Here is a 23,294-nt window from a genome sequence, read left to right as displayed (position 1 = left end):
CTGCCCGCAGCCAGACCGGGATGGCTACGTCAGTTGTGCTAGGCGCCGCCTGCCGCATGTGTTGTTGCGGCTCGAGCTGTTGCTGTTAAGCAGTACTAGCACTTCCATCTTTTTTGCGGGTTCATTTAGGGCGTGAGATAGCCTAGGTTGCCGCCAGCAGGGTGAAGCAACCCGCAGGTACCCCGCCGACTCGTCTTAAACTCGGGCTTCGCTAGCGCGCTTCTGCCGCGCCGGACCACCTGCCTCCCTTTGTATTTCTAGCATTTTTCAGCTTTAAGCTTCCATTCCCATGGCCACCCAAAACTTGCACTTCGAAACCCTTCAGCTACACGCCGGGCAGCAGCCCGACCCTACCACTGGTTCGCGGGCAGTGCCCATTTACCAAACTACCAGCTACGTATTCAAAAACGCGGAGCACGGCGCTAATTTATTTGCCCTCAAAGAGTTTGGCAATATCTACACGCGCTTGATGAACCCGACTACCGACGTATTTGAGCAGCGGATTGCGGCGCTCGAAGGCGGCGTGGCGGCCGTGGCCGTGGGCTCGGGCCAAGCGGCGCAGTTTATCGCCCTGAACAACATCTTGCAGCCCGGCGACAACCTCGTATCGAGCTCTTACCTCTACGGCGGCACCTACAACCAGTTCAAGGTGGCGTTTAAGCGCCTAGGTATCGAGGCGCGCTTCGCCGAGGGTGATGATGCTGACAGCATCGAGAGCCTGATTGACGATAAAACGCGGGCTATCTACCTCGAAACCATCGGCAACCCGAGCTTTAGCGTGCCCGATTTTGAGCGTGTAGCGGCCGTAGCTAAGAAGCACGACTTGCCGCTGGTGGTAGATAACACTTTCGGCGCAGGCGGCTACCTGTTTCAGCCCCTCAAGCACGGCGCCAACATCGTGGTGGAGTCGGCCACGAAGTGGATAGGCGGCCACGGCACTAGCATTGGCGGCGTCATTGTCGATGGCGGCACTTATAACTTCGGCAATGGTAAATACCCGCAATTTACCGAGCCTAGCGAAGGCTATCACGGCTTGGTATTCAATGACGTATTCGGTATTGGTGGGCCGTTTGGCAACATTGCCTTCGCCATCCGGGCCCGCGTGGAGGGCCTGCGCGACTTTGGTCCGGCCATCAGCCCCTTCAACTCTTTCTTATTGCTGCAAGGACTCGAAACCCTCAGCTTGCGTGTAGAGCGTACTGTTGAGAACGCCCTTAAAGTGGCCCAGTGGCTGGAGCAGCGCCCTGAGGTGGCCAGCGTTAATTACCCCGGCCTGCCCAGCAGTCCGCACCATGCCACGGCGGCCAAGTATTTGCAGCGCGGCTTCGGTGGCGTGCTGTCGTTTGCGCTGCACGGCAGCAAGGACACGGCCACGGCGGTCATCGACAACCTCAAGCTCATCAGCCACTTGGCTAATGTAGGCGATGCCAAAACGCTCATCATTCAGCCCTCGGCCACCACGCACCAGCAGCTGAGCGAGCAAGAGCAGCTAGCCTCGGGCGTAACGCCTACGTTGCTGCGCCTCTCGGTGGGCATCGAGCACATCGACGACATCCTAGCCGACCTAGGCCAAGCCCTGGAGGCTGCCACCAAGGCCGCACCCAAGGACGAAGCCGATGCCACCATTCCCGACCCGCAGCCCGAGCACGTGCAGCCGCTAGAAGTTTAGTTGTTAGTTTTTAGTTGTTAGTGTGTACTCTAATAACTGACAACTAAACACTGCACACTGTCATTGCGAGGAGGAGCGACGAAGCAATCGCATTCGAATGAGCTGTTAACGAGCCATTCGGGTGCGATTGCTTTGTCGTTCCTCCTCGCAATGCTAAATAGTTCGTATACCCCCTTTATGAAAGAGTACCTTTTTCAACTTCCCGACCAGTTTTTGCTGGAAAGCGGCGAGGTGCTGGCGGGCGCCCACGTAGCCTACCGCACCTGGGGTCAGCTCAACGCCACGCGCGATAACGTGGTGTGGGTGTGCCACGCCCTCACGGCCAATGCCGACGTGGTAGACTGGTGGCCGGGGTTGTTTGGGGAAGGCCACTTCTTTGACCCAGCCGACTGGTTTATCGTGTGCGCCAATATCTTGGGCTCGTGCTACGGCAGCACCTGCCCGCTCGATAGCGACCCCGCCACTGGCCTAGGTCGCTTCCAGCGCTTTCCACTGCTCACTATCCGCGACCTGGTGGCCGCACACGAAGCCTTGCGCCAAGAGCTGGGTCTGACCTATATACACACGCTCATTGGCGGCTCGATGGGCGGCCAGCAAGCGCTGGAGTGGGCCGTGAGCCAGCCCGATGTCTTTAATCACTTGGTAGTTATCGCTACCAGCGCCCGCCATTCGGCCTGGGGCATTGCCTTCAACGAAGCACAGCGCCTAGCCATCGAGGCCGACGCTACTTACCATGACAACCAACCCGGCAGCGGCGATGCGGGCCTGGCTGCCGCCCGGGCGGTGGCGCTGCTCAGCTACCGCGGCTACGATGCCTACGCTGCCACCCAAACCGACCCCGACGACAGTCGCCTTCGCGACTTTCGGGCCAGCAGCTACCAGCGCTACCAGGGCAACAAGCTCGTGGCTCGCTTCGATGCCTATAGCTACGTAGCCCTCACGCGGGCCATGGATTCGCACCACCTCGGCCGCGGCCGGGGCGGCGTGGCCGCGGCGCTGGCCAGCATTCGGGCGCGCACCCTGGTGCTAGGCATCACCTCCGATGTACTGTTCCCGCTTGTAGAGCAGCGCACGATTGCTCAAGGCATTCCGGGAGCGGTGTACGGAGAGCTTGATTCGAGCTTTGGGCACGATGGCTTTCTGCTGGAAACCCTGAAAATCACGCACGCGCTGGAGGCTTTTTATGCTGCCGAGCTGGCGGGTGACTAGCGGGCACCTAGGGGCTGTTGGGTCCGCAGAAGTCGAATAGTAGTACCTGCGAGCTTTATTTGCGAGCTTATTCAGCTTGTAATTATGCCACCTCTCGCCCCTCCTTTTCTCCAGCCCGGCCAACGTGTAGCGCTTGTCAGCACCGCACGCAAAATCACGTCGGCCGAAGTAGCGTTTGCCCAGCAAACCCTCGCCGACTGGGGCCTGGAGGTAGTGGTGGGCGAGAGTATTGGGGCGGCCAGCCACCAATTTGCCGGCGATGACGACCTACGCCGCCGCGATTTTCAGCGCCAACTCGACGACCCCAGCATCCGGGCTATTTTCTGCGCCCGCGGCGGTTACGGCACGGCCCGATTAGTCGACACCTTGGATTTCAGCCGCTTTGCCGAGGCGCCCAAGTGGGTGGCAGGGTTTTCTGATATCACCGTGCTCAACTGCCACTTGCTGCGCCTAGGCTACCAAAGTATTCATGGCGTGATGCCAGTGCTCTTTGGCCAGGAGGGTGGCGCCGCTGCTGTGGCCAGCCTGCACGCTGCGCTGGTGGGCGAGCCGGCTACTTATACGGCTCCAGCGCACGCCCTCAACCGCCCCGGCACGGCCACCGGCGAGCTGGTAGGCGGCAACCTGAGCCTGTTGCATACCATTACGGGCACCAGCTCGCAGGCCGATTTCACGGGGCGCATCCTGTTTCTCGAAGACCTAGACGAGTACTTGTATCATATCGACCGCATGCTGCTGCATCTGCACCGCAGCGGCCAGCTAGCTGGCCTAGCGGGCTTAGTCGTCGGTCATTTTTCGCAAATGCGCGACAATGCCGTACCCTTTGGCCAAGATGCCTACCAGATTATCGACTACTACGCGCAGCGCTATACCTTTCCGGTTGGATACAGCTTTCCGGTAGGGCATGAGGCTGACAACCAAGCACTGGTAGTAGGCCGGCCGGCCAAGCTGGTAGTCGACGCTACCGGCAGCCAGCTCCATCAATAACGACTGACTTTCTGCGAATAGCGCTATTTACCGCGACGCAGGGCTTGGGCCACGGCACCGGCTACTAGCCCCCCTAGGGTATACCAAGCCACGGTCATGGCCTGGGTTTGGGGCGTTCGGTTGCTGGGGGCTTCGCCTAGCCCTAGGGGGCCGGGCAGCAGCACGCCGCCCACACCTGCGGCGGCGCCCAGCAGCACACCGCGGCGCAGACTGTGCTTGCCACTGCCTACTAGCGTATAATACAACCCGTTGCTGAGTATATCGCCGGCCATCGTCGCTACGTAAGCCGTCGATTCATCGGGCTGTGGGGCGTCGGCCAAGCCTAGGAGCTTGCGCAAGCCGCGCTCGCCGAGCACGTCCATGCGGGGCGCATCGTGGGGGCGCAGGTGGCGCACTGTTTCGTGCAGAATGGTCAGGGCTACGGCTCCGGTAAAGCCGGCAGCCAGCGAAGGCAATAGTTTCATAAGGCTAAGCAGCCGCTACGTGGCTACCAGTGGTGAGACGCGTACCACGCCGCTAGGTTGCGTAAAATTTCACCTAAGCTTGTGCGGCTTCCGCGCGGCGTGTTATCTTTGCAGCCCCAGCAGCAGATGGCCGCTGGCGTATAGGCCGATTTAGCTCAGCTGGTAGAGCAGCTCATTCGTAATGAGCAGGTCGTTGGTTCGAGTCCAATAATCGGCTCTCTTATAAAAGCCCTCAGCGTTCGCGCTGAGGGCTTTTTGCTTTTTACTAGCTTCCGCTCATAGCCCGTGCTCGTGGGCAAAGCGCACCAAGTCGGCCAAGCCATGCACACCTAGCTTCTGCATTAGATTGCGGCGGTGGGTACTCACGGTTAGCTCCGATAGCGACAGCCGCGCGGCAATGACCCGCGTTGATAGCCCCTCGCGCACCAACCCCGCTACCTCGCGCTCGCGGGCCGAGAGTTGGCGCAGGCGCAGCAAGGTATCGGCTGCCTGTTGGTCGGGCGCAGCCACCGGCTGGGCCAAGGCAAGCGGCCGCACTTGCACCCGCGCCGGGAAAACCAGCTGCTCAGTGTGCACCGCCCTGATGGCGGCTAGCAGAGCGCTGGCTTCTACCGCCTTATCGAGAAAACCGTGCGCGCCTGCTGCTGCTACTTGCGACACCAGGGCGGGCGACGTAGCACTGCTAAAAATAAGTACCTTGAGCGCTGGCCACTCGCGGCGCAGGCGCGGCAGTAAGCTTAGACCATCGTGGGGCGGTGGCAGGCGCAAGTCGAGCAGCAGCACATCGGCGGGCAGCGTGGACGCGGCTTTCAGAAAAGCTAGCAGGGCGTCGCCACTCGCAAATTGCCCACTCACTACTAGGTCGGGCTCTTGGCTGAGCAGCGTGGCCAGCCCGCGCGTCAGCACCGGGTGGTCATCTACAAGTAGCAGGCGGCAAGGCATAAGACGCTGATTTTTATACAGGTATTTCTACGATAATGCTAGCCCCGTGGCCAAGCTGAGACTGCACCTGCACATGGCCACGCAGGTAGCCAGCCCGGGCCCGCACGCCCCGCAGCCCTAGGCCCCCACGCCGAGCAAGCTCAGCCTGGGGGTCAAAGCCCCGGCCATTGTCGGACACTACCAGACGCAGACTGTTAGGCAGGCGGCGCACATCTACCCACACCTCTGCTGCCTGGGCGTGGCGCAGGGCATTGTGCAGCAGCTCAGCCACCATGCGGTAGGCCGCCTGCTGCACGGGCATGGGCAGCGTAGCGGTGGCCGCATCGCAGTAGCAGTGCACGCGCGGGCCAGTATCGGCCAGGCTTAGGGTTTCGGTGAGCAGGCCCACGGCCTCGGGCAAGGGCGGCGGCTCGCCGTGCAAGGTGGGCAGCATGCCTTGGCTAAGGGTGCGCACATCGTGGCGCACCTGGCGCAGCAGGGCCTCGGTTTGCTCGTGGGTATCGGCGAGCACAGCGGGCGCTTCGGCCAGGGCTTGCCGCACTTGGCGCCCCTGCCAAGCTAGGTGGAGCGCCGTTAGGCTAGGGGCTAGCGCATCGTGCAGCTCGCGGGCCAGGGCTTCGCGCTCTTCTTCCTGCGCCATGATGAGGCGGCGGCCAGCCAGTTCGCGCTCGCGCAGCTGGCGCACCCGCAACTCGGCATTCTGGCGCAGCGTGTGGCGAAAACGCCCCGTCAGCAGCGCGCTTAGGGTAAAGAGCTCTAGGGCCAAGCCCCAGGCCAGGGCGTTGGGGTCTACTAAGTGGATGTTGACCAGCCCCGTGCGATTAAGCAGAAAGTTGACGCTGCCTCCAAAGAAAAACAGATACGTAAGCCCATAGAGTGCTGCTAGGCGCCGGTGCGGCGCTCGGCCTTGGCTCCAGACTGCTGCCAAAATAAAAACGCTGGCCCCCAGAATACCCCACAGCAAGGCCTCACGCCCCGCATTGAGCCAAGCCAAGCGGTGGCCGGCGGCATCGGCGCGCAACAGCGGCTGGGCCAGCAAGGCATACCCTAGGGCATACCCCGCCGCCAAGCCGCTCAGCACCCAGCTGAGGCGATACAGGCGTGGCCAGCCTTGGCGTAGCCGCAAGAAAATAGCCATGATGCGCACCCCGCAGCCCAGCGCTAGTAGCAAAAGGCTGTATTGCCCTAACTGCCACCCTAGGCCGTACGTAGCCTGCGGCAGCAGCAGGCCATCGAGCCCGTCTTCCATCATCAAAAACAGCGTAATGAAGAACACATACGCGCCGTACCACAAATGAATTTTGTCGCGTAAGAAGGCGAACAACAGCAAGTTGAACAAAGCGCTACTGAAGTACAGCCCGAGCAGCCACGTCCAGTTCTTCACCACGATAAAGCCTTGCTCGTAAGCCAAAAAATCCTCAGTCGTAGTGATGTCGGTAGGAATGTAGAGCGAGCCGGACTGATTTTCGAGGCTTAGGTACAGCACCGCGCTAGCATTGGCTTCAAGCCAAAAGGGTAGGCACGCCGCCCGCGCCGGAAACGGCCGCTGGTCGGCGATGATGTGGCTACTGGTACTTACGGTGCGGCGGGGTAGCCCCTGGCCCCTAGGCTGCACAAATAGCGTGGCACTATCCACAAACTCGTATACACTCCACACAAAGCGGGTGCGCTGAGGCAGCGTATTTACTACTACGGCCCGCAGCCACAGCCGGTCTTGCGTAAATCCTGCTTGCAACACGCGGCCGGGCGGCACTGGCTGCAAGCGCTTTGCGGCCCACAGGGTGGCCGCCCGCTGCCCGGTGTTGGGCTGGCTGCGGGAGTCGAGGCAGTAGCTCAGGTAGGGGTTCCAAGGTCCCGCATTGCTGGCTTCTAGCCAAAGGGTATCACTTGGCGCAGCGCTAGCGCTGGCGTGCGCCACCGTAGGCACTATGCACCCCAACCAAACTATCCAAAGCCAACGCATAGTAGGGACAAGAAGAACGTAGGCCTCACCTTACCTACTATTAGGTATAGCGCTAGGCTCGATAGGTGTTATCGAGTACAATAAACTGCAACACAAGTTGATTTAAACTGATAGCCAACTACATGCTGTGCACCCTTCATAAGAGAAGTTAATTACTCAACCACAAATTTCCCTTAAAATAATACTATACGCTATACCTGGTTTCAGGTATTTTTGCGCGGGTCGGTGCTGTACCATTTTATGGAGCGCCGGGCTACCTAGGGTTACTGCGGCAGGTAGTGAATCTTCTTATTCATCCTTGGCACAGACCTTAAGGAATAGGCACCTGAGTGAGGTTGCGAAGCCGAACGGCCGGCAAGCATCCCAACCTCGGCCGTCTTAACGCGTACAATCCACCTTCGCATGTCAGCAGCCTCTTCTTCTAAACTTTCGCTCTACGGCGGCATCGCAGCCAACGTAGCCATCGCCGTCAGCAAATTTGTGGCGGCCTATATCACCGGCTCCTCAGCCATGCTCTCCGAGGGCATCCACTCGTTGGTCGATACCGGCAACGGGGGACTGCTACTCTACGGCATGAGCCGCAGCCAGCGCCCCGCCGACGCCAAGCACCCGTTTGGCCACGGCAAGGAGCTGTATTTCTGGGCATTAATTGTAGCAGTACTCATCTTCGCCATTGGGGGCGGCATGTCTTTTTACGAAGGCATCAAGCACCTAGAGCACCCCGAGCCACTCACTGACCCCAAGTGGAACTACATCGTGCTAGGCTTGTCGGTGGTGTTTGAGGGCGCGGCGGCGTGGCTAGCTATTCGAGCGCTGCTCGAAAAACAAGCGGCCGGTAGCAACTTCTGGCACACGCTGCGCACGAGCCGCGACCCGGCCGTTTTTGCCTCGGTACTAGAGAACGTAGCCGCCGTGGCGGGCCTCTTGATTGCGTTATTAGGCGTTTATTTTGGACATTTGCTAAACAACCCGCTTTTCGATGGGGGCGCTTCTATCATTATTGGCCTGCTGCTGATGGGCGTGGCCGTGCTGCTGGTGTCGCGCACCAAAGACCTGCTAACGGGTGAAGGCGTGGACGAGGCCACCACCCAGCAGGTGCAGGACCTAGCTCGCCAAACGCCCGGTGTGTCGCAGGTGCGCCCGCCACTTACTATGTACCTCGCTCCCGATGAGGTAATGCTGGCCCTCGATGTGGACTTTGAAGACCACCTGACGGCCACGCAGGTTGAAGAAGCCGTGGAGGCGGTGCAAGACCGCATCCGGGCCGCGCACCCCGAGTTTAAGCGCATTTTTATCGAAGCCAAGTCATTGGTTAACCGCGAATAAGCTTTTGCCAATGACAGCATTATACCCACTTACCCTATGATGTCTTCTATGACCGACAGCCCCTTTCAGTCTTTCTGGTGGGGCGGCTACGAGTGCACCGACCAGCTCAATGCGTTTGGCAACCGGGTCGATTTTCTACCCCTCACCGGCCATTTGCAGCTGCTCGACCAGGATTACACCGACCTAGGGCAGTTTCAGGTCAAAACTGTGCGCGAAGGCATCCGCTGGGCCTTTATCGAGAAAACACCTTACCACTACGACTGGAGCACCGTGAAGACGATGCTCGACGCCGGGCAGCGCCACGGCATCCAGCAGGTGTGGGACATGTGCCACTTCGGCTTCCCCGACGACCTGACGCCCCTGCACCCCATGTTTGCGCGGCGCTTTGCAGCGCTGTGCCGGGCCTTTGTCGATTTCTACCGCTCCGAGCGGCCCGAAGGCACCCTCATCGTCACGCCTATCAACGAGGTTAGCTTTTTGAGTTGGGCCGGCGGCGAGGTACGGGCCACTTCGCCCTACGGCGTGCGCCTAGGATGGGAAGTGAAGTACGCCCTGATGCGCGCCTACATCGAGGGCGTGGTAGCCCTGCGCGAGGCTGACCCCAGCATCCGTATCCTTACCACCGAGCCGCTGGTGAATGTGGTGGCGCCGCATGATGCCACCCCGCAGCAAAAGCGCGAAGCCAAGCAGCACCACGAGTGGCAGTACCAGGCTACCGACATTCTGGCGGGCCGCGTGAGCCCCGAGTTGGGCGGCCGGCCCGAGTTCATGGACATCATTGGCTTTAACTACTACTACGACAACCAGTGGGAAGTAGGCTCGGGCCGCCGCCTAGGCTGGAACGACCCGCACCCCGACTCACGCTGGCGCAACCTGCGCGAGCTACTCAAAGAAGGGCACCGCCGCTATGGCCGCCCCGTAGCCCTCACCGAAACCAGCCACCCCGGCATCGACCGGCCGCTGTGGCTTAAGATGATAGGCCGCGAGTGCGCCGCTGCAATTCAGCAAGGCGTGCCGTTGCTTGGCGTGTGCCTCTACCCCATCGTGGACCGGCCCGACTGGGACTTCCTCGACCACTGGCACCACTCGGGCATGTGGGATGCTGCTCTGCACCCCGACGGCCCACCCCACCGCATCCTACACCAGCCCAGCGCCGAGGCCCTGCACGAAGCCCAAGCTACCGTGTCAGCCGTGCTCGACCGCAAGCCCGCTTTAGCACTGAGCTAGTCTCAAGGAAAGCCATTTTATGTATTGTATTAAAAAGAGATGCCTCATCGGGGCATCTCTTTTTTTTGAGGTAATAGGTTTGCCTAGGGCTCGTCAGCTGTGAGACCCCACCCCCGGCCCTCCTCTCCGGGTGAGGGGAACTTGATGAATGCGGACGTCTGCTTGCGGTCGGCTCCCTACCCCCAGAGGGGGGGCTGGGGGTGGGGTCTCACGGCCGATGAGCCCTAGGTGACTCCCGTGCTATAGTAGCATCCGTGCGTACCTTGCAGGTAGTAGCCATCTTAGCTTTTATCCTATGGAAATGCTGGCCTACCTCTATTCGCCCCTTGGCATGCTGGCGCTCAGCGCTTCCGATGCGGGCTTGCACGCGGTTCGTTTCCTCGACCGCGAGGCTCCGGCGCCTACTGCCCCGGCCGACCTAGCCGTGTGCTTGCAAGCGCCTTATTATCAACTCAAGGCATACTTTGCCGGCGAGCTGCGCGAGTTTAATTTGGTGTGTGCGCCCCTCACGGGCACCGACTTCCAACGCCAGGTGTGGGCTGCTCTCGCGGGAGTAGGGCACGGCCGCACGGCCTCATACCTCGACATTGCCAAGCGGCTGAACAACCCCAAGTCGGTGCGAGCGGTGGGCGCGGCCAATGGCCAAAACCCTCTTCCGATAGTGTGGCCTTGCCACCGCATTGTGGGTGCCAATGGCTCGCTCACTGGCTACGCGGGTGGCTTGGTGCGCAAGCAATGGCTGCTAGCTTTTGAGCAGCCCGAGCAGCAGGGCAGCCTTTTTTCCTGAGCAAGTTGTACTTTGCGGGCTCCCTAGTCCCGTAATCCACACTTGCTTATGCGAAACTACCCGCTACTAGCTGCTGCCCTACTGGCGGCCGGTCAGGCCAGTGCCCAGGCCGTAGTCACCAGCAAAACTCTGCCTTACCCCCAAACCCGAAAAGTAGATACCGTCACCTCTTACTTCGGGACCAAAGTACCCGACCCCTACCGCTGGCTCGAAAACGACCAGGCGACCGACACTAAGGCGTGGGTGCAGGAAGAGAATAAGGTGACCCAAGACTACCTAGGCAAGATTCCGTACCGTGAGGCCATCCGCAACCGCCTCACTAAGCTCTGGAATTACGAGAAATACTCGGCGCCCACCAAGGAGGGCAAGTACACTTATTTCTCGAAAAATACCGGCCTGCAAAGCCAGTACGTCATGTACCGGCAGCTTGGTACCGGCGCCCCCGAGGTGTTTCTAGACCCTAATACCTTTTCGAAGGACGGCACGACCTCGCTAGCAGGCATCAACTTCACCCAAGATGGCAGCCTAGCAGCCTACCAGATTTCGGAGGGCGGCTCCGACTGGCGCAAGGTGATAGTATTGAAAACCAGCGACAAGTCTATCGTGGGCGATACGCTCAAAAACGTCAAGTTTTCGGGCCTGGCCTGGAAGGGCAACCAGGGGCTGTACTACAGCAGCTACGACAAGCCCACAGCGGGCAGTCAACTGGCTGGCAAAACGCAGATTCACAAGCTCTACTATCACCAGTTGGGTACGCCGCAGAGCCAGGATAAGCTCATTTTCGGCGGTGAGAAAGACCCGAATCGCTATATCGGGGCAAGTGTGACGGAGGACGAGCGCTTTCTTATCATTTCGGCGGCCAATACCACTACCGGCAACAAGTTGTACTTGCAGGACCTAAGCAAGCCCGGCAGCCCCATCGTAACCATCGTGCCCGACGAAAAGAGCATCAGCCACGTGGTCGATAATGTGGGCAGCAAGCTCTACCTCGAAACCAATTACCAGGCTCCCAACCATCGCCTCGTAACCGTAGACGCCGCTGCTCCCACGCAGGCCAACTGGAAAGACCTCATTCCAGAAACCAAGAATGTGCTGGATGTCAATACCGTGGGCGGCCATATTTTCGCCACCTACCTTAAGGATGCTACCTCACTGGTAGAAGAGTATGACATGACCGGCAAGAAGCTGCGCACCATTGCGCTACCGGGCGTGGGCTCGGCCAGCGGCTTTGGCGGCAAGAAAACGGACAAGGACACGTACTATACGTTTACGTCGTACACCTATCCGCCCACCATTTTCAAGTACAACCTGGCCACCGGCACCTCCACGGTATATAAGAAGGCCGGCGTGCAGTTTGACCCTAGCAAGTACGAGTCGAAGCAGGTGTTTTACACCTCTAAGGACGGCACGCGCGTGCCGATGATTATCACCTACAAGAAAGGGTTAGCGCTGAACGGCAAGAACCCCACCCTGCTCTATGCCTACGGCGGCTTCAACTCGAGTGTGACGCCGAGCTTTAGTACCTCCAACATCATTCTGCTGGAGCAAGGCGGTGTATATGCCGTGGCCAACCTGCGCGGCGGCGGCGAGTACGGCGAAAAGTGGCACGAGGCCGGCACCAAGCTCAAGAAGCAGAACGTATTCGACGACTTCATTGCTGCGGCCGAGTACTTGAAAACCAATAAGTACACCGATACCGACCACCTCGCCATCGCGGGCGGCTCGAATGGCGGCTTGCTGGTGGGCGCCACCATGACGCAGCGGCCTGACCTCTGCAAGGTGGCTTTCCCAGCCGTGGGCGTGATGGACATGCTGCGCTACAATCAGTTTACGGCCGGCGCAGGCTGGGCCTACGACTACGGCACGGCCCAGGACTCGCCTGAAATGTTCAACTACCTCTATAAGTACTCGCCCTACCACGCTCTGAAGCCGGCCAGCTACCCAGCCACCCTCATCACCACCGCCGACCACGACGACCGCGTGGTACCGGCGCACTCCTTCAAATTTGCCTCGCGCTTGCAGGAAAGCCAGCAGGGCCCGGCCCCGGTGCTTATTCGCATCGAAACCAAAGCCGGCCACGGCGCGGGTCGTAGCACGGCCCAGGTCATCAGCGAGCAGACTGATAAGTGGGCGTTCATGTTCGAGAACATGGGCGTGAAATACTCAGCTGCCCAATAATCTCAACCAATAGTCATCGGCACGCCCCTACTTCTGTTGCTGGAGGTAGGGGCGTGTTAGTTTTGGCTTATCCTTGCCTAGGTATAGCCGTGGCATCTGAAGGCGCAGGCTACAAAAAAGCCCTAGGTACCTGTAACGAATGCGCCGATGGCCGGTACCCCTTTTGTCGGCACTCTTGAGGCCATCCACTCACTTTTATTTCGCTACACATGAAACCGCTCGTATTAAGCCTGCTGCTACTAAGCGGGCTGGCCGCCACTGCCCAAACCGTTCCGGCGCCCACTTTTACCTCTACTTGTCAGGAGCGTAATGACGGCCGCCAAAAGCTCTTTTGCGAAACTCGTGACCTGACTTTGCCTGCCGCAGTTGGGCAGCCACTCACCATCGATGCCAGCACCAACGGCAGCATCAGCGTGAAGGGATGGGATGGCCCCGATGTGCGCGTGCGAGCCAAAGTAACGGCGTGGGCTGATACTGAGGCCGAAGCTAAGGCGCAAGCCACGGCTATTCGCATCAGCACTGCAAGCAACGAGTTGGTTGCCAAGGTGCCAAATGGCGTAGAGCGGGCCGCGGTCAGCTACGAGGTGTTTGTGCCGCGCCGCATGGCGCTGGCCCTCACCACCCAAAACGGTAGCATTCACCTCGCTGGTGTGCAGTCGGCCATCAAATTCAGCGCCCAAAATGGTAGCGTGTCACTGGCTGACCTAGGGGGCCAGGTACAGGGCAAGGCCGTCAATGGCAGTCTCTCCATCAAGCTCAGCGGCAACCAGTGGCAGGGCAGTGGCCTCGACGTAGAAACCGTGAACGGCAGCATCAGGTGGGAGGTACCGGCCGACTACTCAGCCCAGTTTTCGACCAGCACTACCAACGGTAGCCTCAAGACCACCCTCCCGCAGAGCGACCCCAAAAGCCGCAAGCACGAGGTCAATACCGCGCTAGGCAAAGGTGGCCAGCCAGTTAAAGCCGTGACCACCAACGGCAGTGTGGTCGTGCGGCAGAGCTAGGCTGCTGACTTTTACTGCGCCAGCCGCCGCAGCTCGTCATACAGCTGGTTGCCCGCCCAAAACAGCTGCGTTACCATGCTCACATGCTTCTTACCAGGCAAAATGGTATACCTAGGCGCTTGGCCCAGCTGCGTCAGCCGCTGCCGAAATTTCTCGCTGCTCTCCTTGATGCTAGGGTAGGTTTCGCCGCCGATATAGATACTGTAGGGCGGCGCCCCAGCCCGCAGGTGGTAGAGGGCCGAGGATTGGCGCCACACTGCCGGGTCTTTGCTGAAGGCACCTAGGTATTGGGCATCGCCAGGGTATTGCATCTTGGTGAGGTAATCAAGCATGTCAAGGCCGGCCGGGTCATCGAGCAGCACAGCGTGGGCGGCCGTGCGGGGCAGGCCGTGCCGGGCCAGTAGCGTATCAGAGCCAGTGGCCAGTAGGGCCGCTAGCCCACCGCCCGCTGAATGGCCCATGAGCACGATGCGCGCTGGATCGCCGCCATAGTCTTTGATGTTGGCTACCGTCCAGGCCAGGGCACGGGCGCAGTCGTCGGCCTGCTGCGACACCTGCACCTGGGGCGAGAGGCGGTAGCTGATTACCACACCCACAAAGCCGTTTTTGGCGAGTCGCCGGCCGATGGCTTTGTAGATAAAGTCGTCCTTGCTACCACTATTCCAGCTACCGCCGTGAATGAACAGTACCACTGGCCGCGGTGCAGTGGTTTCTTGCTTAGGCTCGTACACATCGAGCCGGTGGCGGTTGGTATCGAAGTCGGGTGCCGACGCCGACACGTAGGCAATATCGGAGGCCCTATGGCTAGCGCGGGCTACGGCCCATTCGGTGGCTAGCAATACTATCGTGATAGCCAGCAACAACCCTAGGGTGGGCAGCGCTAGCAGGCGTACATAACGCATGAGTAAGGGTAGCCACAGCCGGATAAGTTTTCGCTGCCGCTGCCCTACCTACGCCGGCCCTAGGTAGGTGGTTTGCCTTGGCCAAGCAGGGGTAGCTGGCAAACGGCACCGACGCCCTATTTTTGCTAACTGTCCCATTCATCTGCATTTTCCGTGGCTTTCTTTTCACTCTCCACGCGCACGCTACTGAGCGCGGCCTTCTTCACGCTGCTGAGTGCGGCCGCTTGCCTGCCCGCCCACGCCCAACGCAACAAAAAGAACGCACCCGCAGCGGCCGCTACCGGCCCCGCACGCCTAGCGCCTTTGTATGGCGGCGCTAGCCCAGCCCAGGCGCAGGCCTTGGTAGGCACCACCGTACTAGCCGATATCGACCGCAGCTTTCCCTCACGGGCCGAGGCAAGCAAGTTTTTCAGCACCAAGGGCTTTCAGTACATGCTCGAAAATCAGCCCGACACGGCCGCCGTGCGCTTTAACTTGGCCTGGGTGCTCGATGTAAAAAATCCCGACCCCTACCACGGCTTCGCTGCTCTGATGAGCCAGCGCCAAGTGCCGCCAGCTGAGGTGCAAGCCATTCTGCTGCAAGGCTTGGCCGTAGCTCCCACCAATGCCGGGCTGCTCACCGATGCCACTACCATTGCGATAGAGCGCTACCTCCAGACCAAGAAAAAGAAAGACCTAGCCGAAGCCGCCAGCTACGCGCAGCGCGCTGTGCTAGCCGATGCCAACAACGCCAACGCCTGGCAAGCCCAAGCTCGCGTACGCTACTACCAGGAGGATTATGCTGGCGCTTGGGAAGCCATCCATAAGGGTCAGAGCCTCAACCTATCTAGCTTGGATTTCACTCTCATCAGCGACCTAAAGGACAAGCTACCCGACCCCCAAGGCAAGTTTAGGTAGCGCTTAGCTGTTAGTAATTAGTTGTGCGTGTCTAGTGATTAAACTCTGATAGCCAACCACTGGACACTCATAACTAACCACTAACAGCTAAACGCTAAAATAAACTGCCCTGCACCACCTGCGGAATAGGTCGGGGTGGCTGAATAGGGAAACCCGTGAGCGCATGTACGCGCCCTAGGAAGTGCTGTGCCCAGATGGGCGCGTGCCGCACGTCTTTCTGGTGAATGAACACGTAGGCGGCGTGCAGGCCCTGCTGGTACCAGCCAGCTAGGCGCTCGGCCCATTCGTCGGCGCGCTGAAAGTCGCTGTTTACCAAGCCGTGGCCATTGAAGCGGATAAACGCCACGGGTGTGGTGAGGCGCTGGGGCAGCACGTCGCGCCGGCCCGCTACGTCCGTAATTACCAGAGTTTTATTCAGGGCTTCGAGCGTGGCATATATCGTATCAGCCAGGCCCCGGTCGGCAAACCAGCGCGGGTGGCGCAGCTCTACGGCTAGCGGTACCTCGGCCGGCCAGTCGAGTAAGAAGCGCTCTAACCGCGGCAAGCTCTCGGGGCCTATGTGGGGCGGCAACTGCAGAAAGCAGGGCCCTAGGCGGTCCTCCAGCTCCAGAATGGCACGGGTAAACGTCAGCGTCAGTGCGTCGGTATTGTATAGCTCGCGCTCGTGGCTGATGCTGCGCGGCAGCTTGGGGCAAAACTTGAAGCCCGGCCCTACTGCTTCGCGCCAGCGCCTCACCGTGGGCGCATCCGGAATGCGGTAGTGCGTCGTGTTCAACTCCAGGGAGTTGAATTGCTTCGCGTAATAATGCAGATAATCAGGCTCCTTCGCCCCCAGCGGGAAGTACGAGCCCAGCCACTCTTTATTAGTCCAGATGGGGCAGCCTACATATAGGCCGGGGGTATCGGGGGCCGTCGGCTGAGCGCGGGCCAATACGTGCGCCGTCTCGGGGTGGTCGGAGGGTAATCTGAAATCGACGTGGCGCAGGTCGGGTAGTCGGCCAAAATCCATGCTACGAAGGTACGGCCTACCTGCGGGAAGCTTGCGCGCATATACAAACAAAATGACAACTGTGCAACCTAGCTCTGGCTATGCTCCATAGCTAGATGCCAAAATTTTACACACGCCGCAAAATCTAATTCTAGCGGTCACCGCGGAAAAATACAATAACAGGCCTAAAAGTGGCTTTAGTAAACACAATCGGCTATTAACAACCCACGCAATAGATATCTTAAATGCAAGTTTTATAAGAAAAGGACAATTTTTAATGCTTGATAATTTCTTTAGCAAAGCGCAATACTAGGTTTTTGTGGAAGGTCCTCTTAAATTCGGTCAGTTACCATCCCAATAAAGCGCATGACGCTCAAGCGAATTTCTTTCTTTACTTCCGGCTTTCTTTTTAGTTGCTTTTATCTATTGTTAGTCTGTGGGTTAGCTTCGCCTGCGATTGCCGGTACGCACCGGGCCCGCACGGCTACCACTCGTACTAAGGCTGCAGCCTCTCTTTCCTACTCTACTGTGCTGCGTGGCCGGGCTTCGTGGTATGGCCGCGAGCACCAGGGCAAGCGCACCAGCAGCGGCGAGCGTTTTAACCGCTTCAAGTTTACCTGCGCTCACAAAAGCCTGCCCTTCGGCACCCGGCTGCGCGTTACGAATGTAAAAAACGGCAAATCTGTGATTGTACGGGTTTCTGACCGTGGTCCGTTTCGCCACCAGCGCATCATCGACCTGTCTGAAGTAGCAGCGCGGCCCCTCGGCATTATTTCGCTCGGCGCTGCCACCGTTATTGCGCAAGTGGTACCTGCCACCACTCCCCTAGGTCCTGCTGCCGCCCCGCGCAACCTAGTAGCCTTGCAAGCGGCTGACCCCAACCCTGCCGCTCCGTTTACCACCTACGAGCTAAGCAGCCTACCCGATAGCACTATGCTGGCGGCTACGGCCTCTGCTACGACTCCTAGCGCAGCTGCTTCGGCTAGCACTACTACAGGCTCGGCTTCACAGTTTCTGGTGCAGGTAGGCATTTTTCAAGAAGCTCAAAACGCAGAGGCTATGCGGGCCCGCGTGCTGTCGCTCGACCCAAGCTTGACCATTGAAATCAAAGAGGAAGTATTGGCTGGCCAGCAGGTGAGCCGCGTGCTCATTAGCCAGCTCGACACGTGGCTGGCAGCTGAAACCGTGCAGCGCCGCCTCCAGTCGTGGGGCGTGACTGGCGTAGTGCGGCAGCTACCTAGCCAAGCTGTAGTAGCTTCGGCTACTACCCCCGTAGCCGCACCCCTCAACTAGCCAGCGCAGGCTTTTACAGCTTTTATACACGAAAAGGCGCCTCACTCTTATTAGGGAGTGAGGCGCCTTTTTGCGTTACCTAGGTAGGTAGCTACTATTCGTCTTGGCTAGCGCGGTTGATAACGATAATCGACACCACAGCCAGGGCTGCTACGCCTAGAATCATTTGCGTAGAGCTGAAGTTTTTAGAAACCTTACGCAGCAGCGTACCGCCGTTTTTGAGCAAGTCATCCATGTGCTCGGTTTTGCCTTGAAACACATTAACGGCGGCCTCAAACGTGCGCGCAATATCTTCGGGAAGAACCTTTTCGACTTGTTGGAGTTGGTCAGCCATTGGAGGGGAGGGTATTTTGGTGAGGGAGCACGGCCGGCCGGTAGCTGGCGGCCTGTGCAACGGTTGTACGCGAAAGTCAGCCGGGCGTTTTAGCCGAGCTAATTATTCTCTGGCCTCAGGCCCAAGCAATGCTCGCCCTAGGGCAGTGGCGTGCGGCGTGCTTTTAGGAAGTGCACCCGCACAAAAAAGCCCCGCTGGTAGGCGAGGCTTTTTTAAATTTTGCAGAAAGCAGGATGAAGTTCTATTCATAAACCTTTACTACAAACACAAAGTCTTGCAGGCGCTTGAGCTGCTGCGGGCGGCCGGCCCCAGCCAGCTGGTTGGCGCGCGGCAAGTGGTAGGGCTGCACAGGTTGCTTGTTTTTGAGCGAATCGACGAGCCGCACTAGGTACGACGACTTGGTGGCGAAAGCCGCACCCAGCACATCGTCTTGCCGGCTGCTCACTACCCCAATAAGGTTACCCTGCCCATCGAGCAGTGGCCCCCCCGAGTTGCCGGGGTTCAGCGGAATGCTTACTTGGTAGAACGCCGTGTCGCCGTCGTAGCCCGAGCGAGCGCTCAGAGCACCTTCGCCATATACTACATCCTCACGGGGGTAGCCTAGGGTATATACCCGCTCGCCTAGGTCAGCCTGACCGGCCTTGAAGGTATAGGGCAGCTTAGTGAATGGCTTGAAATTGCGGTCTTTAATGCGCAGGATAGCCAAGTCGTGTTTGCGGTCGGCATACACTGTTTCGGCGTGGTAGCGCCGGTGGTCGCGGCTTTCTACCAGCAGCGAGTCAGCCCCTTTAATAACGTGCGCGCTGGTAACTAGGTAGCCGTCGGCAGTGAGCGCGAAGCCAGTACCGCTGTATTTGTTTACGCGCACTGGCGCTACTGACTCAATTGTGCCGGTCACATTATTCACCTTCCGGGTTAGCGCATCCGTCCGGCGTGTAATGCGGGCTACCTCACCTCGCAGCTCTCGCAGGCCACTAGCGGGCGCGGCAGTGGTAGCCCGCCACAAATCGAGACCTAGCAACGTGCAGAACACGGCTAGCACGGCTACCGAAGCGGCCACGCCCATAGTGGCGCGGTGACCACTCCAAAACTCGCGCAGGCGGCGCTCGGTGCGCGAAATGCTCAGGCGCGGGTTTACCGAATACGACAAGCCTTCAGCCTGCTTTTCTTCCATATCTGCAGGCGCTTCTTCGGCGGCCAGCATGGCGGTGTGCAGGGCATTAATAGTTTGGCGGGTGCGGCGGCGCTCACCGTAGGCGCGTAGCGTACCGGTCAGCTCCTCAAACTCGGTATAGCGCTGGTGCAGCCGCGGGTCGGCGCTAAGGCGCGCCTCTAGGTCGGCCCGCGCCCCGGCGGCAAGCTCACCGCGCTGGTAAGCTTCAAAGAGCGCGTAGTAGTCAGCTTCGGTTTGCATCTTCTTTTTCGAGCTGTTAGCCTTTGGCTGTAGCTACTAGCTTGTGGCTGCCGCACCTCCTCATAAGGGGCTAACAACTACTAGCTAGAGACCAGCAGCTAAAGAATTAAGCTTCTTTATAACTAGCAAAAAACAACTTCTTCAAGCGCGTGAGGCACTTGTACTTCTGTGTTTTGGCAGTGTCGGCGTTGGTGTAGCCGTGCTCCGCCGTGAGGTCCTGCATCGACTTATCGAGCAGGTAAAAGCCTTCGAGCAGCGAGCGGCAGGGCTCCCCTAGGTGGGTGAGCGCCTCGCTCATCGTCGCAAAGCGCCGGTCGCGCTCTTCGGCTTCGTGGAGGTCATCTTCGGCCCCCGTGTTGAGGTAAGGGCCGTAGTCATCATCGTCGAGCAGGCGCACACCGTGCAGCCGGCTCTTGGTGGTGAGGCGCTTGAGCCACAGGCGGCGGCAGACGGCGTAGAGGTAGGTTTTAATCTGGCAGCTCAGCTCGAGAGAGCCTTCGCGTACTTTTTCATAAAACACCATTACGCCTTCCTGATACACGTCGCGGGCATCGTCTTCGGTGCCGCTGTTTTGCAGCACGAAGTGCGATACCATTGGCCAGTGCAGGCGGTAGAGCTGGCTCAGCGCCCGTTCGTCGCCACCTTGGATGGCTCTGATTAGTTGGGCATCGGCCGCCAGCGCCGTTGTGCTATCCATGTTCAATTCGCTTCGGGGGTTAATGCCAGCTAACGAGCATTAGTAACCCAAGATGATTTATTTAAATTTTTTTTCTAGCCCTTGGGTTACCTGGCGGCAGTCGGAGTATTAAGGGCAGATTTTAGTTACTCCCATTTTCAAATTTACCTCAAGATGACCAACTTTCTGAAAGTATCGGCTGCTGCTCTGTTCCTAGCTGTAGGCCTGACCTCGTGCGAGTCGAAAACCGCTACTAGCGAAACCACCACCGCTACGCCCGCTACCACTGAGTCGTCTTCGACCATGACCACTGATTCGAGCGCTACCTCGACTGCTCCTGCTGATGCTGCTACCGGCACTGGCGCTATGAGCACCGACACCACCAAGAAAATGTAATTACGCCCGGGCCTAGCCCGGAGTATTTTTCTGAAAGCGGCTCACACTTCCTAGTGTGAGCCGATTTTTTGTGCCCTAGGTGCTCCCTTAGCTTACATGGCTTGGCTAGGCAACCAATGCCAGCAAGTCGGCGGCGATACCGGGCCAGGGCTGGTGCAAATCGAGGGTGACGATACGCACCGGGTGGCCACCTAGGGTATAGTGCACATCGACGGCGGCAGTAGCCGCGGGATAGAGCAAGATGCCCTCAAGGTGCTGACCAGCCGCGGAGCGCACATTTTGGAGATAGGCGTAGAGCTGGTAGAGGTGCGGCGAGATGAGCCGCTGCTGGTCGTAGCGCGGGCGTAGGGCCGCCGCGTAGTACTTGGTATCGAGAATAATCTTGCGGGCCGGGCTCTCCAAGGTCGTATCGGTGAGCATGGTGGGCAGCAAGGCTAAGTCTTGCGGTTGCGGCGCCACAGCCTGCCAGGCAATGGTTTCGGCAAACACGCGATACTGGCGCTGTTCGCGGCGGTAAAAATTGCGCACGGCCTGCTCAAATAAGCGCGCCATCAGGCGCTCATCGCGCCGAAAATCGACGAAGCGGCCCCGGCCCTCGTCAGCCGGCTCAGGCAAAGCAGTTTGGTAGATGAGTTCGCATAAGTGCAGCAAAAACGCCTCTCGGCTAGCCGGGCGCTGGTGGCGCAGTTGCGCAAAAATGCCAGCCGTGGGCGCCAGCGGCACTACTTCGGCCGGCAAGCGGCGGCGCAGGTGCCCTAGGTCGCGGCGCAGGGCTACGGGCACGGCCCGGTGGTTGGCTAGGGCCGCCAGCGTACCGGCTACTAATTGGTATAGTGGCTGGTTGGCACTCAGCTCATCGTAGGTGCACACGGCGCGGCCCTGGGGCAGCAGCCCGCGGCCTAGGCTGGGCGCCAGCTCAATGCGGCCCCGCAGCTCACGCAGTTCGGCCTCCTGGGTTTGGTAGCCGCGGGGCAGGCCGGTGCGCAGCAGCTCACGGGTAGCGTGCAGCAGCATTTGGGTCAGTAGCTCCAGCGGGCGGTGGAAGGGCGTAGCCTCGGTGGCTTGCAGCACAGCCGGCACGGGCAAGCGCTGCCAGGCGTAGCACAACAAGTAATAGAGCGTGGCTAGCGGTATCACGTTAGGGAAATCATAGTTGAATACGCTTGTCCTGGTGAGCGTAGCGAAGCAAGCGCACTAAGGCAGCGATGCTTACTAAATGCGCTTGCTTCGCTGCGCTCGCAAGGACAAGCATCTTATTGTAACCCTTGCAATAGCCGGCGCTGGTGGGCGGCGGCCGTGGCGGGCTGCTCGCGCCAGTAGTCGGCTAGCAGCGGGCCTATTTCCTGCTCAAAAACCAGGCGCAGCCAGGCGGCCGCCTCGGCCGGGGCGGCGGGCGGGGCACAGAAATAGCTGTGGCCCACTGCAAAATCGGGCCCTAGGTCGGGGTCATCGGCAATAGTTTGGTTGAGCTCGGCCATGCGCTCGGCCACGTGGGCGGCCAAGGGGCCGGGCACGCGGGCAGCGTGCAGCAGCTCTTGCAGGGCGCCGCCAAACTGCGGCTGCATGGTCACGAACGCGAAGCGGCGCCGAAGGGCATAGTCGAGAGGCGCCAACGAGCGGTCGGCGAGGTTGAGCGTACCGATGACGTATAGGTTTTCGGGCACGTAAAACAGCGGCTCTTCGGGAGGGGCGTAGGGCAAGCGCAGGGCGTGGGCCGGGCCCCGCTGCGAAGGCTCTAGTAGCACCAGCAATTCGCCAAAAATGCGCGCCACGTTGCCACGGTTCAGCTCGTCAATCAGCAGAAAGTAAGGCCGCTCGGGGTCAGCAGCGGCGCGCTGGCACAGCAGTGGCAGCACGCCGGGCACCAAGCCAAATTGCCCATCGGGGCCTGGCCGAAAACCTAGCACAAAGTCTTCGTAGCCGTAGCTGGGGTGAAACTGCACTAGCTCAATACGGCTGTCGTCTTGGGCGCCTAGGAGCAGCCAGGCTAGCCGGCGCGCCAAAAACGTTTTGCCGGTGCCGGGCGGGCCCTGTAGCAACAGGGCACGGCGGCGGCGCAGGCCGGCCAGAGCCGCGGCCAGCTCTTCCTTTGAAATAAACAACTCACCTAGGGCCGTTTTATCGTCATAAGCCGGGGGCGGCGAGCTCACATAGGTAGGGGCAGGCTCGGCTACAGTAGGGCTAGCGGCCAACTTTTCGGCCGAGGTTGGGCCAGTATATAGGTCTTCGGCCTGCTGCTCGGCGGCCTGGCCCTGGTCTTGAGCCGAGCCCGCGGCCAGGATGGGGCGCTTGGCTACAATAGTAAAGTCGAGCGCTTCGAGCACCGCATTAGTGGGCTGACCGGCGGGGTGGGGCCAGCGAATTTTGGGGTCGCGGTGCGCGAGGCGGTAGGCCAGTTCGGCCACGGCGCGGGGCGGGTAGCGGCGGCTGCGGTACAGCAGCTCGTACACGGTGCTGGGCGGCAGTTGGCGGCCTTCGCGCTCCACAAGGCGCAGGGCACGCAGCACCTGCTCGCGGGTGAGCAGCGGGGCGGCAGGCGCCGGGGGGGCAGGAGCAGAAACGTCAGTCACAGCACAAATAACACGTACTGGCCGCCAGTGGTGCGGCCCTAGGCCTTTTCTTTGGCCTGTCTTCTTCG

Annotated in this window: 21 protein-coding genes and 1 tRNA gene; 12 read left to right on the top strand and 10 right to left on the bottom strand. The window is 59.7% G+C overall.

What is annotated here, in order from left to right:
* Window positions 1-289 precede the first annotated feature (289 nt).
* The 3 genes from FNT36_RS08660 to FNT36_RS08650 all read left to right on the top strand — a co-directional run bounded on the left by FNT36_RS08660 (window position 290) and on the right by FNT36_RS08650 (window position 3,865).
* Entirely contained in the window at window positions 290-1,669 is a 1,380-nt protein-coding gene (locus FNT36_RS08660; protein WP_144846453.1) for an O-acetylhomoserine aminocarboxypropyltransferase/cysteine synthase family protein, read from the top strand.
* Between the two features lie 177 nt (window positions 1,670-1,846).
* Window positions 1,847-2,878, top strand: coding sequence for a homoserine O-acetyltransferase family protein (locus FNT36_RS08655; protein WP_144846451.1), 1,032 nt, complete (start codon window positions 1,847-1,849; stop codon window positions 2,876-2,878).
* A gap of 84 nt (window positions 2,879-2,962) precedes the next feature.
* Window positions 2,963-3,865: a S66 peptidase family protein gene (locus FNT36_RS08650; RefSeq protein WP_144846449.1), complete on the top strand. Its 903-nt coding sequence runs from the start codon at window positions 2,963-2,965 to the stop codon at window positions 3,863-3,865.
* A gap of 23 nt (window positions 3,866-3,888) precedes the next feature.
* Here the strand turns inward: FNT36_RS08650 and FNT36_RS08645 are convergent, their stop codons facing one another.
* A complete protein-coding gene (locus FNT36_RS08645) occupies window positions 3,889-4,329 on the bottom strand; it encodes a hypothetical protein (RefSeq protein ID WP_144846447.1) in 441 nt (146 codons plus the stop codon).
* A gap of 144 nt (window positions 4,330-4,473) precedes the next feature.
* Here FNT36_RS08645 and FNT36_RS08640 point away from each other — a divergent pair.
* Window positions 4,474-4,546 (top strand) — tRNA-Thr (locus tag FNT36_RS08640).
* Window positions 4,547-4,605: 59 nt separating this feature from the next.
* Here the strand turns inward: FNT36_RS08640 and FNT36_RS08635 are convergent.
* Together FNT36_RS08635 and FNT36_RS08630 are read right to left on the bottom strand one after the other, a co-directional pair.
* Window positions 4,606-5,271, bottom strand: a complete 666-nt coding sequence (locus FNT36_RS08635) for a response regulator (RefSeq protein ID WP_144846445.1) — start codon at window positions 5,269-5,271, stop codon at window positions 4,606-4,608.
* 13 nt (window positions 5,272-5,284) lie between these two features.
* The gene (locus FNT36_RS08630; RefSeq protein ID WP_144846443.1) at window positions 5,285-7,234 is read right to left on the bottom strand and encodes a sensor histidine kinase; all 1,950 of its coding nucleotides are present in this window, start codon (window positions 7,232-7,234) and stop codon (window positions 5,285-5,287) included.
* Window positions 7,235-7,636: 402 nt separating this feature from the next.
* Here FNT36_RS08630 and FNT36_RS08625 point away from each other — a divergent pair, with 402 nt between their 5' ends.
* The 5 genes from FNT36_RS08625 to FNT36_RS08605 all read left to right on the top strand — a co-directional run bounded on the left by FNT36_RS08625 (window position 7,637) and on the right by FNT36_RS08605 (window position 13,756).
* Window positions 7,637-8,560: a cation diffusion facilitator family transporter gene (locus FNT36_RS08625; RefSeq protein ID WP_144846441.1), complete on the top strand. Its 924-nt coding sequence runs from the start codon at window positions 7,637-7,639 to the stop codon at window positions 8,558-8,560.
* Between the two features lie 48 nt (window positions 8,561-8,608).
* The gene (locus FNT36_RS08620) at window positions 8,609-9,787 is read left to right on the top strand and encodes an amine oxidase (RefSeq protein ID WP_394348939.1); all 1,179 of its coding nucleotides are present in this window, start codon (window positions 8,609-8,611) and stop codon (window positions 9,785-9,787) included.
* 295 nt (window positions 9,788-10,082) lie between these two features.
* Entirely contained in the window at window positions 10,083-10,574 is a 492-nt protein-coding gene (locus tag FNT36_RS25805; protein WP_144846437.1) for a methylated-DNA--[protein]-cysteine S-methyltransferase, read from the top strand.
* A gap of 48 nt (window positions 10,575-10,622) precedes the next feature.
* Window positions 10,623-12,752, top strand: a complete 2,130-nt coding sequence (locus FNT36_RS08610; RefSeq protein WP_144846435.1) for a prolyl oligopeptidase family serine peptidase — start codon at window positions 10,623-10,625, stop codon at window positions 12,750-12,752.
* 209 nt (window positions 12,753-12,961) lie between these two features.
* Window positions 12,962-13,756, top strand: coding sequence for a DUF4097 family beta strand repeat-containing protein (locus FNT36_RS08605; protein WP_144846433.1), 795 nt, complete (start codon window positions 12,962-12,964; stop codon window positions 13,754-13,756).
* 11 nt (window positions 13,757-13,767) lie between these two features.
* Here the strand turns inward: FNT36_RS08605 and FNT36_RS08600 are convergent, their stop codons facing one another.
* Window positions 13,768-14,658 (bottom strand): alpha/beta hydrolase, encoded by an 891-nt coding sequence (locus tag FNT36_RS08600; protein ID WP_144846431.1) that lies wholly within the window; start codon window positions 14,656-14,658, stop codon window positions 13,768-13,770.
* 153 nt (window positions 14,659-14,811) lie between these two features.
* On the opposite strand from FNT36_RS08600, the gene FNT36_RS08595 reads away from it, so the two are divergent.
* On the top strand, window positions 14,812-15,555 hold the full coding sequence (locus tag FNT36_RS08595) for a tetratricopeptide repeat protein (protein ID WP_144846429.1): 744 nt from the start codon (window positions 14,812-14,814) through the stop codon (window positions 15,553-15,555).
* Between the two features lie 94 nt (window positions 15,556-15,649).
* On the opposite strand, the gene FNT36_RS08590 is transcribed toward FNT36_RS08595, so the two are convergent.
* Window positions 15,650-16,564: a DUF72 domain-containing protein gene (locus FNT36_RS08590; RefSeq protein WP_144846427.1), complete on the bottom strand. Its 915-nt coding sequence runs from the start codon at window positions 16,562-16,564 to the stop codon at window positions 15,650-15,652.
* A 507-nt stretch (window positions 16,565-17,071) separates the two neighbouring features.
* Between FNT36_RS08590 and FNT36_RS08585 the strand changes: the two genes are divergently transcribed.
* Entirely contained in the window at window positions 17,072-17,836 is a 765-nt protein-coding gene (locus FNT36_RS08585) for a septal ring lytic transglycosylase RlpA family protein (RefSeq protein WP_233635790.1), read from the top strand.
* A gap of 94 nt (window positions 17,837-17,930) precedes the next feature.
* On the opposite strand, the gene FNT36_RS08580 is transcribed toward FNT36_RS08585, so the two are convergent.
* The 3 genes from FNT36_RS08580 to FNT36_RS08570 form a co-directional block, all read right to left on the bottom strand.
* Window positions 17,931-18,170 carry a hypothetical protein gene (locus tag FNT36_RS08580; protein ID WP_144846423.1) on the bottom strand — a complete coding sequence of 80 codons (240 nt, stop codon included), beginning with the start codon at window positions 18,168-18,170 and terminating at the stop codon, window positions 17,931-17,933.
* A 241-nt stretch (window positions 18,171-18,411) separates the two neighbouring features.
* The gene (locus FNT36_RS08575; RefSeq protein WP_144846421.1) at window positions 18,412-19,584 is read right to left on the bottom strand and encodes a S1C family serine protease; all 1,173 of its coding nucleotides are present in this window, start codon (window positions 19,582-19,584) and stop codon (window positions 18,412-18,414) included.
* 106 nt (window positions 19,585-19,690) lie between these two features.
* On the bottom strand, window positions 19,691-20,281 hold the full coding sequence (locus tag FNT36_RS08570; protein ID WP_144846419.1) for an RNA polymerase sigma factor: 591 nt from the start codon (window positions 20,279-20,281) through the stop codon (window positions 19,691-19,693).
* 153 nt (window positions 20,282-20,434) lie between these two features.
* Between FNT36_RS08570 and FNT36_RS08565 the strand changes: the two genes are divergently transcribed.
* Window positions 20,435-20,656, top strand: coding sequence for a hypothetical protein (locus FNT36_RS08565; protein WP_144846417.1), 222 nt, complete (start codon window positions 20,435-20,437; stop codon window positions 20,654-20,656).
* A gap of 105 nt (window positions 20,657-20,761) precedes the next feature.
* Here the strand turns inward: FNT36_RS08565 and FNT36_RS08560 are convergent, their stop codons facing one another.
* Both FNT36_RS08560 and FNT36_RS08555 read right to left on the bottom strand, forming a co-directional pair.
* Window positions 20,762-21,793 (bottom strand): 5-methylcytosine restriction system specificity protein McrC, encoded by a 1,032-nt coding sequence (locus tag FNT36_RS08560; protein ID WP_144846415.1) that lies wholly within the window; start codon window positions 21,791-21,793, stop codon window positions 20,762-20,764.
* A 116-nt stretch (window positions 21,794-21,909) separates the two neighbouring features.
* Complete coding sequence (locus FNT36_RS08555; RefSeq protein WP_233635789.1) at window positions 21,910-23,226, bottom strand: McrB family protein; 1,317 nt, start codon at window positions 23,224-23,226, stop codon at window positions 21,910-21,912.
* Window positions 23,227-23,294 lie beyond the last annotated feature (68 nt).

The sequence above is a fragment of the Hymenobacter setariae genome (assembly GCF_007713685.1).
Lineage (GTDB): Bacteria > Bacteroidota > Bacteroidia > Cytophagales > Hymenobacteraceae > Hymenobacter > Hymenobacter setariae.
This window is presented reverse-complemented; position numbering and strand designations above follow the sequence as displayed.